At 43.8% G+C, this 13,308-nt stretch carries 10 protein-coding genes; 6 read left to right on the top strand and 4 right to left on the bottom strand.

Translation table 11 applies throughout. From position 1 onward, the window contains the following. Positions 1–41: 41 nt before the first annotated feature. The 3 genes from MLE17_RS03595 to MLE17_RS03585 form a co-directional block, all read right to left on the bottom strand. Positions 42–1,532, bottom strand: a complete 1,491-nt coding sequence (locus MLE17_RS03595) for a UxaA family hydrolase (RefSeq protein ID WP_243347148.1) — start codon at positions 1,530–1,532, stop codon at positions 42–44. A gap of 194 nt (positions 1,533–1,726) precedes the next feature. Next, the gene (locus tag MLE17_RS03590) at positions 1,727–3,163 is read right to left on the bottom strand and encodes a tagaturonate reductase (protein WP_243347147.1); all 1,437 of its coding nucleotides are present in this window, start codon (positions 3,161–3,163) and stop codon (positions 1,727–1,729) included. Positions 3,164–3,285: 122 nt separating this feature from the next. After that, positions 3,286–4,350, bottom strand: coding sequence for a LacI family DNA-binding transcriptional regulator (locus MLE17_RS03585; RefSeq protein ID WP_243347146.1), 1,065 nt, complete (start codon positions 4,348–4,350; stop codon positions 3,286–3,288). Positions 4,351–4,612: 262 nt separating this feature from the next. On the opposite strand from MLE17_RS03585, the gene uxaC reads away from it, so the two are divergent. The 5 genes from uxaC (at position 4,613) to MLE17_RS03560 (ending at position 10,339) form a co-directional block, all read left to right on the top strand. Then, on the top strand, positions 4,613–6,019 hold the full coding sequence (gene uxaC / locus MLE17_RS03580) for a glucuronate isomerase (protein WP_243347144.1): 1,407 nt from the start codon (positions 4,613–4,615) through the stop codon (positions 6,017–6,019). A gap of 287 nt (positions 6,020–6,306) precedes the next feature. Next, positions 6,307–7,347 carry a sugar kinase gene (locus MLE17_RS03575; RefSeq protein WP_243347143.1) on the top strand — a complete coding sequence of 347 codons (1,041 nt, stop codon included), beginning with the start codon at positions 6,307–6,309 and terminating at the stop codon, positions 7,345–7,347. Positions 7,348–7,628: 281 nt separating this feature from the next. Next, positions 7,629–8,297: a bifunctional 4-hydroxy-2-oxoglutarate aldolase/2-dehydro-3-deoxy-phosphogluconate aldolase gene (locus MLE17_RS03570; protein ID WP_243347140.1), complete on the top strand. Its 669-nt coding sequence runs from the start codon at positions 7,629–7,631 to the stop codon at positions 8,295–8,297. A 93-nt stretch (positions 8,298–8,390) separates the two neighbouring features. Next, the gene (locus tag MLE17_RS03565; RefSeq protein WP_243347138.1) at positions 8,391–9,830 is read left to right on the top strand and encodes an MFS transporter; all 1,440 of its coding nucleotides are present in this window, start codon (positions 8,391–8,393) and stop codon (positions 9,828–9,830) included. A gap of 206 nt (positions 9,831–10,036) precedes the next feature. Beyond that, positions 10,037–10,339, top strand: a complete 303-nt coding sequence (locus MLE17_RS03560; RefSeq protein ID WP_243347136.1) for a DUF3467 domain-containing protein — start codon at positions 10,037–10,039, stop codon at positions 10,337–10,339. Positions 10,340–10,621: 282 nt separating this feature from the next. Here MLE17_RS03560 and MLE17_RS03555 read toward each other — a convergent pair whose 3' ends face one another. After that, positions 10,622–11,431 carry a hypothetical protein gene (locus tag MLE17_RS03555; RefSeq protein ID WP_243347135.1) on the bottom strand — a complete coding sequence of 270 codons (810 nt, stop codon included), beginning with the start codon at positions 11,429–11,431 and terminating at the stop codon, positions 10,622–10,624. A gap of 1,145 nt (positions 11,432–12,576) precedes the next feature. Here MLE17_RS03555 and MLE17_RS03550 point away from each other — a divergent pair. Next, on the top strand, positions 12,577–13,260 hold the full coding sequence (locus MLE17_RS03550; protein WP_243347134.1) for a Bax inhibitor-1/YccA family protein: 684 nt from the start codon (positions 12,577–12,579) through the stop codon (positions 13,258–13,260). Positions 13,261–13,308 lie beyond the last annotated feature (48 nt).

The following is a 13,308-nucleotide window of genomic DNA, read 5'->3' as shown; positions in this document are numbered from 1 at the left end:
CGAGCGGGCTTCATTATATAGGGTTGATTGTTCTTTGCTGCTTACAATGTAACACCCATTTTCCAGATTGCGATTTCGCGATAGTTTTTCTTTTCGTTGTTCACGAGCTCGCCGCTTGCCACTTTGATGATGTACTCTACGAATGCTTCGTGAGTCTCTTCCATCGTTTTGTTTTCGAGGATTACGCCTGCGTTGAAGTCGATCCAGCCCGGTTTGTTGTTGTACAGGTTCGAGTTGGTAGAGATCTTCATCGTTGGAACGTAAGAACCGAATGGAGTACCGCGACCGGTCGTGAAGAGTACGATCTGACAGCCAGAAGAAGCCAATGCCGTAGCAGCCACAAGGTCATTACCCGGAGCGCTCAACAGGTTGAGTCCTTTGGTATGGATGCGGTCACCATACATCAATACGTCTTTCACAACAGACTTACCGCATTTCTGGGTACAGCCCAATGATTTCTCTTCCAAAGTAGAGATACCACCCGCTTTGTTACCCGGAGAAGGGTTTTCATAAATAGGCTGTTCGTTTTTGATGAAGTACTCTTTGAAGTCGTTGATCAGGTGAACGGTTTTGTCAAACAGACCGGTAGTTTCGCAACGGTTCATCAGGATAGTCTCCGCACCGAACATCTCAGGCACCTCAGTCAATACCGAAGTACCGCCCTGAGCTACCAGGAAGTCAGAGAATACACCCAACAGCGGGTTAGCGGTAATACCGGAGAAGCCGTCAGAGCCACCACACTTCAAGCCCACTTTCAGCTCAGCCAAAGGTACATCGGTACGCACGTCTTTTGATGCCACTGCGTAAAGTTCGCGCATCAGCTCCATGCCGGATTCGAATTCGTCACCCACCTTCTGAGTCTCCATGAATTTCACACGCTCAGTATCGTAATCGCCGAGGAACTCTTTGAATGCAGATACCTGGTTGTTTTCACAACCCAGACCTACGATCAGCACGGCACCACAGTTTGGGTGCATCACCATATCGCGAAGGATTTTACGGGTGTTTTCGTGGTCGTCGCCCAGCTGAGAACAACCGTAGTTGTGAGGATAACCCACGATAGCGTCAACGCCAGCGCAGTTAGTCTCTTTTTTCAGCTCTTCCACGAGTTGGTTTACGGTACCGTTAACACAGCCTACACTTGGAACAACCCAAATTTCGTTACGCACACCTACATCACCGTTTTTACGACGGTAACCTTTGAAAGTCAGGTTGCGGTTAGCGATTTCAGGGAACTCCAGTTTAGGAGAATAGGTGTATTCCAATACCCCGTCGAGGTTGGTTTTGATGTTTTTCTCATTCACCAAAGCGCCTTTAGCGATGGCTTCGCGAGCGTGACCGATAGCGTATCCGTATTTCACCACGAAATCTTTCGCAGCGAAATCCTGCAACGCAAACTTATGTCCGGCAGGGATCTCATGCAGCAGGGTAACTTCGTTACCATCCACATTCACCGTTTCGCCGGCTGACAAGGTTACGATGGCTACCGCAACGTTGTCTTCAGGATTGATTCTTAAATATTGAGTTTGCATCTTGTTTATTTACTATTTAAGTATTTACAATTTACTATTTTCAAGACTGGCTTGATGTCTTCTCCTTATACTACAAGAGCCGCAGAGGATTTTACTCCGTGTTTCTCCGTGCAAAATCTCTGCGGTTCTCTGTGGTATGTCATTAACCCCGGTCTTTCTCCCTCCCTTTGGAGGAGGGCTGGGGTGGGGCTTTCTTAGATAATTCCTTTTACTGTTTCCAGCATACCTTTTTCCTGGATAGAAGCCAGGTAACCGGTGATTTTCTCAGTCAAACCAGGAACTTTGTTAAGGTCTTCGTCCCAGATGAACTCAGCGCCCAGTACACCTTTAGCTACTGCGGCAACATCGTTGGTTTTCCACAATTCAGCCAACAGGTCGATGATTGCTTTGTCGTCGTTAGGAACGATTTCCACATCACCACGTTTGCCACCTTTGTAGTAAGTAATGATACCTGCAAGACCCAAAGTCAACGCTGCCGGCAATTCGCCTTTTCTTTCCAGATAAATTTTCAAACCTGGCAGGTCGCGGGTTTTGAATTTAGGGAATGAGTTCAGCATGATGCTGGTTACGAAGTGTTTTACGAATGGGTTGCGGAAACGCTCAACCACTGACTCACCGTACTCAGCCAACTCTTTTTCAGGAAGGTCAAGGGTAGAAAGCAACTCTTCGAACATCGCTTTTTGTACGAATTTGCCGGTTACTTCGTCTTCTACGATTTCTCTTACTGTATCCAGACCTGACAGATAACCTACAGGTGACAATACAGTGTGAGGGCCATTCAGCAAAGTAACTTTACGATCGTGGTAAGGTTTTTCGCTTGGTACAAACAATACGTTCAAGCCGGCTTTATCAGCAGGGAATTCTTTTGCTAATGATTCAGGAGCTTCGATTACCCACAAGTGGAAGATTTCAGCTTTAACCACTAATTTATCTTCAACCTGTACTTTTTCAAGGATTTCGTTGATGGTATCTCTTGGGTAACCCGGAACGATACGGTCAACCAAAGTACAGTAAACACCACATGCAGTTTCGAACCATGCTTTGAAGTCTGCACCCAGGTTCCACAATTCGATGTATTGCTCGATACATTTTTTCAATTCAGTACCATTGTGGAAGATCAACTCACATGGGATGATGTGAAGACCTTTGTCAGCTGCGCCATTGAAGGTTTTGAAACGGTGGTAAAGCAACTGAGTCAGTTTGCCAGGGTAAGATTTAGCAGGAGCGTCCTCCAGTTTGCAAGCAGGATCGAAAGCGATACCCGCTTCAGTTGTATTAGAAACAACAAAACGCATTTCAGGATTTTCAGCCAGTTTCATGTATTCATCAAACTGAGTGTAAGGGTTTAGACCACGGCTGATCACGTCGATCAGTTCGATGCTGTCCACTTGTTTACCTTTGTCAAGACCTTGCAGGTTAAGGTGGTAAAGGCAATCCTGATCGTTCAGCATATCTACCATACCGTTTTCGATGGGTTGAACCACTACGATGCTGCTGTTGAAGTCAGCTTTTTTGTTCATGTTCCATACGATCCAATCAACGAATGCGCGGAGGAAGTTACCTTCACCGAACTGAATAATGCGCTCAGGATATTGGCTGGCGCTCACGTTTTGTCTGTTTAAAGCTTTCATTTTTGTATAGTTAAGTTAGTGAAATAGTCAAGGTTTTTAGGGATTGAAGGAGTGAGGGATTGAGGGTGGGAGTTACCGCTCCGTTTACTCCATATAACTCCATCTGACTCCCTTTTTACTCTTTAGTAAGAGGTATAATAATTAATATTTTCTCCGGTCAGGATATCAATCGGCATATAATTGATCTGTTTGACCAGTTGCTTAAATACCAGAAAATCGCACAGCGCTTTCACACCGTTGTAACCCTGTACTTCAGGGCGTTGGGCGATCAGGTAGTTAACCACCCCTTTTTTGAGGAACTCCACATTTCGGTCGAGCAGGTCATAACCGATCACTTGTATGTCTGTCCGTCCGAAATCTTCCAGATACCCAGCTACCATATAGGTCAGCGAGTTAAAGATAACGGCCCCTTTGATGTTGGGGTTGCTTTCCAGCAAGCTCTTTATCGCCAGTCGGTTCTGTTCGGGGTTGACGGCATTGAGCTCCACTGTGGTCGTATTGCACTCGGGAAAATGGTTGTTCAGGTAATGCAGGAAGCCTTTTTTGCGTTCCAATGTCTGGTTAGAACCCAGATTTCCGATCCGGTAAGTATGAAACAGGGCGATGGTCGAATCCTGTTGCATGGATAGCATCAGTAATTTAGCCGCAATCAATCCGCTTTGAAACGAATCCTGTCCAAAGTAGGCGAGAGGCTCCGGTTTTGTAATCAAAGAATCGAGCAACACAAACGGAATACTTTTTTCTGATAGACCTTCGGCGAATATTTTTGACTCCTCTTTAAAGAAAGGAGGGAAAAGTACCGCATCGGGTTCTGATTGCATTACTTTCTCAAAAGCCAACCGGCAGGAGTAGACATCATACTGGTTAAAGTAGATGTAGCGCATCGAGACATTCAGCGGGGCAAATTCGTCTGCCGCTCTCTGGATACCCTCTTCCACTTTTTCCCAATAATCCCCTTCATTATATATAGGTAAAATGCACACGAACTGAAACTTCTTCTTCAGCGCCAGTACTGAGGCATATACGTTGGGGCGGTAGTTCATCGTCTTGAGCGCGTTCTCAATCTTGATGCGGCTCTCTTCTGATACGCTTCCCCGGTTGTGCAGTACCCTGTCCACTGTTCCTGCTGACACGCCTGCCAGACGGGCAATGTCCACAATTCTTATTTTATCGGTAGATTTATTCATCTGATACTTACAAATACCTCGTGTGTGCGACCACAAAATTACTAATTGAAAGATACGGTGCAAAATTACTAAAAGATTTTGTGTGTCAAAATATTTTTGTACTTTTGTGCGCGGACACACTAATTTTACACAGGCTTGTGTGTTTGTGTAAATGACTGTATATTAGCTATGTATGTTTTATCGCATAAGTGCTTACGATTTGTAAGCTTGACGGGTTTTAAACTAACTTTCATTTTACCATATAATCTAATTTTATTGCGCAATGAAAAAATTCATGGACGAGAACTTTCTTCTCGAAAACGAAACAGCCCAAAAGCTGTATCATGAGCACGCGGCTAAGATGCCGATTATCGACTATCACTGTCACCTGAATCCCGAATTTATCGCTAAAGACCGCAAGTTTGACAACCTCGGTCAGATCTGGTTGGAAGGTGACCACTACAAATGGCGTGCAATGCGTACCAACGGTGTGGATGAGCGTTTCTGTACCGGAAAAGATACTTCTGATTGGGAGAAATTCGAGAAATGGGCTGAAACAGTGCCTTACACCATGCGTAACCCGCTTTATCACTGGACTCACCTGGAATTGAAAACAGGGTTCGGTGTGGATAAAATCCTGAAACCGGAGGCTGCAAAAGAAATTTTCGATGTGTGTACCGCTAAATTGCGTACTCCTGAATATTCTGCACGCGGTTTGATGAAGCATTACAATGTGGAAGCGGTATGTACTACTGATGATCCGATTGATTCATTGGAATACCACATCGCGTTGAAAAACGAAGGTTTCGAAGTGAAAGTGTTGCCAACATGGCGTCCTGATAAAGCGATGGCTGTTGAGGTTCCTGCTGAATTCCGTGCTTATATCGAGAAATTGTCTGAAGTATCAGGCGTTTCTATCTCTAAATATTCTGATGTAATCGATGCGTTGCGCAAACGTCACGACTTCTTCGCTGAAGTGGGTTGTAAATTGAGCGACCACGGTATCGAAGAGTTCTATGCTGAAGATTATACTCAGGCTGAAATCGATGTTATCTTTAATAAAGTATATGGCGGCAAAGAGCTGACTCACGAAGAAATCCTGAAATTTAAATCAGCAATGATGGTTGAATTTGCAGTGATGGATTGTGAAAAAGGATGGACTCAGCAGTTCCACTACGGCGCTATCCGTAACAACAACTCACGTCTGTTCAAAAATCTCGGACCGGATACAGGTTTCGACTCAATCGGTGACTTTACCGTTGCTAAATCAATGTCTAAATTCCTGAACCGTCTGGATACCAACAATCAGTTGGCAAAAACGATCCTTTACAACCTGAACCCACGCGATAACGACCTGATCACTACTATGATCGGTAACTTCCAGGATGGTAGTGTAGCCGGAAAAATCCAATTCGGATCAGGCTGGTGGTTCCTTGATCAGGAAGTAGGTATGATCAACCAGATGAACAGCTTGTCTGTGTTGGGTCTGCTGAGCCGCTTCGTAGGTATGTTGACCGACTCACGCAGCTTCCTTTCTTATCCTCGTCACGAGTATTTCCGTCGCATCTTGTGTAACCTGATCGGTAAAGATGTGGAGCGTGGTGCTCTTCCTGCAAGTGAAATCGAATTCATGGGCAAAATGGTAGAAGATATCAGCTACAACAACGCTAAAAACTTCTTCCAGTTCTAATTTCCTCTTTTGCTGGATTCGCTCTAAGAGGCTAAACCTAACAGGTTTTTAAAACCTGTTAGGTTTTTCTCCGCATTCGTAAGGGTGTTCCGAATGACATACAGAGAGACGTTGAAATTTTTTGTGCAATCGGTTGCGCAAATTCAGGATAAACTTATATCTTTGCACCCCAATAATAAGGATATTAATTATTTAACCTATAAATAAGCGGTCGGTCAGTAGCCGGTTAATATAAAGATCTTCCGGTTCTGGTTCCGCTATTTACACGAATAACAAAATTATTTCAAATGAAAAAGGTTGTAACTTTTGGAGAAATCATGCTCCGTCTGGCCACTCCGGGCTATCAGCGTTTTATTCAGTCTACTGAGTTCACTGCAACTTATGGTGGTGGTGAAGCTAACGTAGCAGTATCTTTGGCTAACTACGGAATGAACGCTGAGTTCGTAACCCGTTTACCTAAAAATGATATCGCTAAAGCATGTTTGTCAAGCCTTCACAAATATGGCGTTAACACAAACAACGTAATTTACGGTGGCGATCGTTTGGGTATCTACTTCCTTGAAACAGGTGCTGTAGCACGTGCAAGTAAAGTGGTTTATGACCGTGCCAACTCTTCAATCGCTGACATCAAACCCGGTATGATCGACTGGAAAGAGGTGTTGAAAGGCGCTGACTGGTTCCACTGGACCGGTATCACTCCTGCTCTTTCTCAGGGTGCTGCTGACGCTTGTCTGGAAGCTATCAAAACAGCTAACGAATTGGGCGTGCCGGTTTCTACTGACCTTAACTTCCGTAAAAACCTTTGGAAATACGGTAAAACTGCTGCTGAGGTAATGCCTGCTTTGGTAGAAGGTTGTGACGTAATCCTGGGTAACGAAGAAGATGCTGAAATGGTATTCGGTATCAAACCGGAAGGTTTCGATTCTCACCACACCGGTGGCGAAGTGAATGCTGCTGAATTCGAATCAGTATGTACTCAGTTGATGAAACGTTTCCCACGCGCTAAGAAAGTAATCGTGACTCTTCGCGGTTCTATCAACGCTAACCACAATACATGGAGAGGCTGTTTGTATTCTGACGGTTCTTTGAAAGTATCAAAAGACTACGATATCACTCACATCGTTGACCGCGTAGGTGGTGGTGATTCATTCATGGGTGGTTTGATCTACGGTTTGCTGACTTACACAACTGATGATCAGAAAGCGCTTGAATTTGCAGTTGCAGCATCTTGCCTGAAACACACTATCTACGGTGACTTTAACCTCGTAACTGTTGAAGAGGTTGAGAAGCTGATGGGCGGTGACGCTTCAGGACGAGTATCAAGATAAAAAAAGAGCCCCCTCCAAACCTCCCCAAAGGGGAGGCTTTTGGTGGTGTACGGTATATTTAGAGAATACTTTTTCTCAACTTTCATTACCCCCAACCCCCTGAAGGGGGCTTTTGCGGTAGAAGCAATTGGTAATTTCGAGGGTTCTTGTTAAACTCCAATTGATCGCAGAAGGCAAAGTCCCCTTTAGGGGATATAGGGGTGAAATCAAAATAGATTAACAATATTAAAACTAACCCTCCTGAAAGCCCCTCCTTTGGAGGGGTGGAGAGGTCTATTATTATGGCAAGATTCACTAAAATCCAAACAATAACAGCCATGTCACAGACCGGTATGGTGCCTGTGTTCTACCACAAAGATGTGGAAGTGGCAAAACAAGTAGTAAAAGCATGTTACGAAGGCGGTGTTCGCGCTTTCGAATTCACTAACCGCGGTGATTTCGCACACGAAATCTTCGGTGAGTTGGTAAAATGGGCTGCTGTAGAGTGTCCCGAAATGGTGATGGGTATCGGTTCAATCGTTGATCCTGCTACTGCTGCATTGTACCTTCAGTTGGGTGCAAACTTCGTAGTGGGTCCGTTGTTCAACCCTGAAATCGCAAAAGTATGTAACCGTCGCCTGGTTCCTTATACTCCGGGTTGTGGTTCTGTATCAGAAGTAGGTTTCGCTCAGGAATTGGGCTGTGACCTTTGCAAAGTATTCCCTGGTGACGTAGTTGGTCCTGCATTCGTGAAAGGACTTAAAGCGCCAATGCCATGGAGCTTGTTGATGGTAACCGGCGGTGTTAAACCGGAAGAAGCTAACCTCAAAGGTTGGTTTGATGCAGGTGTTACCTGTGTAGGTATGGGTTCTAACCTGTTTCCTGCAGAAGAAATTAAAGCTCAGAACTGGGCTGCTATAACAGAGAAATGTAGAAATGCATTTGCCATAATAAATAAAGTTAGAAAGTGATGTTAGATTCCTCCTCTGCCCTGTGAAGAGCGGGGGAGGAGATTTTTATCTCTTTCTCTCGAAAATTAGAAAACACATTAAAATCAAAATACAATGAGTACAACAAATCAAGTAGCCGAGAAAGTAAAAGGTTACCGTTGGACCATCGTAGCGCTGTTGTTTTTTGCAACAACGATCAACTACATGGACCGTCAGGTGATCGGTTATCTGAAGCCACTTTTCTCTTCACCCGTTTCTGAAGGTGGACTGGGATGGTCAAATACGGACTTTGCGTTAGTGACTTCCTGGTTTACTTTTTTTTATGCCCTGGTTACTTTTCTGGCGGGCTTTATCATCGATAAAATCGGTACCAAACTCGGATTAGCACTTTCATTAATCATCTGGTCTGTATTTGGTATATTAAATGCATTTGCCGGCAGTATGGCATATATGCATGCTATAATCCGTTCATTGTTCGGTATTGGTGAAGCTGGTAACTTCCCTGCATCTATCAAAACCGTAGCTGAATGGTTTCCTAAAAAAGAACGTGCGTTGGCTACCGGTATTTTCAATTCGGGATCTAACGTCGGAGCTATGATTGCTTCGCTTGTAGTACCGGCGATCGCTTATGCAACCTGGTTTGACGGAGCTATCGCAGGCTGGAAAATGGCTTACATTATCACAGGTGTTGTAGGTTTCCTTTGGTTGTTCTTCTGGTTCGCTTTATATTCTTCTCCGGGCAAACAAAAACGTTTGTCAAAAGAGGAGTATGATTATATCCACTCTGACGATGAAGTATGTGATAATCCTGCAGAGGAAGATCAGGCTTCAAAAGTAAAATGGTATAAAGTATTAGGTTACCGTCAGACCTGGGCATTTTTCATGGGTAAATTCCTGACTGACGGAATCTGGTGGTTCCTGTTGTTCTGGTTGCCTGACTTCATGAAACAGCAGTTCAATATGGAAGGCCATGCGATCATGATTCCTCTGTTCATTGTCTATGGTGTTGCCATCGTTGGTAGTGTATCCGGAGGAGGTTTCCCGATGGTATTCATGAACAAAGGCATGGAGCCTTATAAAGCACGTTTGCTGGCGATGTTCATCATCGCAGTATTGCCTGTGTTCCTGTTGGCTACACCATATCTTGGTAGTACAGCCCGTTTCGGCGACAATGCTTATATCTATGCATTGATCGTAATCTGTATCGGAGCAGCAGCTCACCAGGCGTTTTCTGCAAATCTGTTTACTACCGTTTCGGATATGTTCCCTAAGAAAGTGGTAGCATCTGTAACCGGCATCGGTGGCCTTGCCGGTGGTATCGGAGGTGTATTGGTTCAGCAGCTTGCAGGTCGTCTGACTGACTATCACAAAGGTCTCGGAGAAGCTGCAGCTACTGCTCAAAACCTGGTTGGCGATGCTGCAACAGCGGTAGTTCAGTCGCATGTGCAAAATGCTTACGCGATCATGTTTGGTCTTTGCGGATTTGCATACCTCATTGCTTGGACAGTGATCAAACTGTTAGTGCCTAAACACAAACCTATCACGGATTTGTAATCGACCACAAATATATTGTTTTTTGAAAAGGTGCAACGGATTCGTCTGTTGTGCCTTTTTTTTATTATTTAGCCGGATGTGAGAATAATATTGTTACATTTGTGTTTGAGAGTGTAAAATTACTTCTGCCTAAGCACGGGTGTTTTACCATTCGCTTAAGAGCCTGTGAATTTAATCATTCATTAATCATATAAAGAAACCGTATTATGGACAATCTTGAAATCGACCTGCCCGAAAACATCGCGGAAGGTACCTATTCTAATCTTGCTGTTATTACACACAACAGCGCTGAGTTTATCCTTGACTTTGTGCAGATGATGCCGGGTGTGGAAAAAGCAAAAATCAAATCTCGCGTGATCATGGCGCCTGAAAATGCTAAGCGTCTTTTACTGGCTATCTCTGATAACGTAGGGAAGTACGAACGCAAATACGGCGAAATTCCTTTGCTCGAAAAGGAGATTGACCAACAGCCCTCTCCAACCGTATTGGGACCTGGCGGTAAAGCGTAATTCCTGTACCCATACAAGATAAAGAACCGCAGTGATTCTCTTTGGAGAATTGCTGCGGTTCTTTGTTTTTAATCAATAACCTAACCGGTTTTCAAAACCTGTTAAACCGGTGATATCATATTATCCGTTTCGATTCAACCGACCGAAAGTCGATGAAAGTAGGCACCCCACACCTGGCTGCTGCTCTTAGCTGCTTGCCGGATTCCCAGGATGTAAAAGCCCCCAAAAAGGGTTTAGCTCAGTACGAGAGCTTAGTCAGGTGGTTTATATTGACCTAAATCCTTATACCACTGTCAGTATCTTCGCCGCACCCGCGTATTTCACCTCCACCGGCTTTCCGTCATTTCCCAACGTGCCGAATTCAATACCAACGCAAAGCAGAATGCTGATATGCTCGTTCATCTTTTGGTATTCTTGTATCGGAATGATAAGCTCGGCCTTTTGTTCTTCGAAAATACCCTGCGTAGGCATCCATTCACTGGTGAAGATTTTCCCGTGATGGTACAGGTCACTGTTCAGGTGAATATAATTTTTCTTTTCACTATCCAGTCCGATATCCGACATGCAGCCCAGTCCTATTATCAATCGGAAAAGCGGTAGCTTTCTGTAATTATTCAGATGTACTTCGGTGTTTATCCGTGGGATTGTGATGTTTCCTGAGAGTGATTCCCTGTCGATGGTGTAGCCGATGTTGTTTTTGAAAAGGCTGTCAAAAGGATTGTTCTTATTCAGGTTAAATCCCGTAATCAGCTCTTTATGGCGAGAAAGATAGAGACTTCGTTCCCCCTGTGGGTTTTCGGTGTCACACAGCTGGATCTTCTTTGCTAATGCATTGAGCGATCCGATAAACGGATAGTCGGCCAGACGTGACATTCCCCAGAAACAACCTTTGATTCCTGAGCCCATTTGTGTGCAGCCCTTCCATTCGTGGTTATTTAGTCTAACCTTTGCAAACTTTTCCGAGCGCTTAATAGTACTCTTCTTCGGTCCGCCTTTTGCCCGCATGATGACTTCGTCACTGCCCCGCATGGTGTAAAACGATACGTTCTGCACTGTTCCCTGTACATTGAATATGCCTTTTACCTTTGCCATAATATATCGTGTTTGTGTATTGTTACTCTATGGTTATTCCGGTGATGTTATGGTGTTGATAAAGGTATGAATATTTTTCTATTCATAGTATTTGCAAAGTTATTTATTAGATAACCCATACCTTATTAAGTATGGAACATATATGGTGTAAGTATGGGATATCTATGGAATGTGTATGGAATATAGGTTTATCAACCACGTAACATCGCCGTAACATCACCGGAGCAAGGGTAGGGAAAATATAGATTGAAAACTCTGGCTTCGACCTTGTGGCGGTTCTTTGAAAAGTTACGAAATATCCGGACTTAACCTGCTTGTACCTTTTTTTAGCGACGCTGTGCCCAAAGGAAGTTACTATGCACGCCGGGCAGCGGCTTCGTGCCGCTTGCCGGGTTGATAAGACCAAACAGCCCCAGAGAAGTATAAGATAACGATATCCAGTAGTTGACTGAATTATTGAGAGGTTAAGCCTTCAATAATGATAACGATATTTTCAGCCACGAAATTAAAAATGGACGTAGTCTATTCTCAAATAAGGAAGGGTCTCTCCATTTGCAATATTAGGGAAAGTATTTTTGCGATGTAATAATATATATAAGTAGTAGGATTGAATAAATGTCGTATTAATTTACTTTTCTATTTTTACCCCTATCCCGATAGATATCGGGACCTCTAAAGGGGACTTACTGTAGTGAAAACAATGAGTTTATAACAGTAGAAGCCGTAGTTAAATTCAAATCCCACTGCGGTAAAAGCCCCCTTCAGGGGGATGGGGTAAATATGACAATAACTTATGCTCATTACTTACTATTCATTATCACGCTTTGTTTTCAAATAAAAATGAATCCAAATATAGATTATCTGAGGAAAAACTTGCTGATTTGCGGAATATATTCATAATTTTGGTTTTCGGGTTGTGAAAATAGGCTTTTAAGCTGTCTTTAAGAGGACTCTTGAAAGGATATTTTGCAATTAATCACACAGTTACACTCGTAAAGCTATTGTGTAGATGCCTGAAAGAAGGATTAGAGCCAGACTTGCGGTCGTGTTGATGAGACCTAACAGGTCTTGGTGACCTGTTAGATTCTGGACTGAAAGCAGAATCGAAATAAGATAATTCAATAACCACTAAATGATAAAATACTATGACAACAACTTCTCTTACCCAGGTGCAAACGGTACAAATCAATCTGATGCAAAAAGTATATGTGTGGATGTGTACCGCACTGCTGATTACGGCTGCTACAGCTTATGTAGTTTCCGGATCGGAAGCTGTACTGAGTCTCATCTTCAGCAGTAAAGTCAGCTTCTATGTATTGCTGTTCGCCCAATTGGGATTGGTGTGGTACCTGACCGCCAGTATCCAAAAGTTGACGCTGAATACAGCATCCATTCTCTTCGTTATCTATTCTTTCCTGACAGGTGTTACTCTCTCGAGCATCTTCGTAGTTTATACCTCGGCTTCCATTGCCTCTACCTTTGTGGTAACAGCCGCTACTTTCGGGGCTATGAGTCTCTATGGTTATTATACCAAACGAGATCTGACCTCGTGGGGTAACCTGCTCTTTATGGCTTTGCTGGGCCTGATCATCGCCTCGGTGGTCAACCTCTTTATGAATAACGAAACAATCTACTGGATCACAACCTATGCCGGGGTACTCATCTTTGTGGGACTGACCGCTTACGATACCCAGAAAATCAAAGCGCTGGTTAGCGTTGAAGATAACGAACAGACTCAAAAGCTAGCCATCCTGGGTGCACTTTCCTTATATCTGGACTTTATCAACTTGTTTTTGTATTTGCTGCGGTTTTTGGGGCGGAAGAAGTAATAGTAGAATATAATGTAATAGTTTATCCGGCGGATTCCGAAAAGCCCA

It is taken from the genome of Parabacteroides sp. FAFU027 (genome assembly GCF_022808675.1).
GTDB lineage: Bacteria > Bacteroidota > Bacteroidia > Bacteroidales > UBA7332 > CAXXIC01.
Note: the sequence above shows the minus strand (reverse complement) of the source record. Positions and strands in the feature narration are given on the sequence as shown.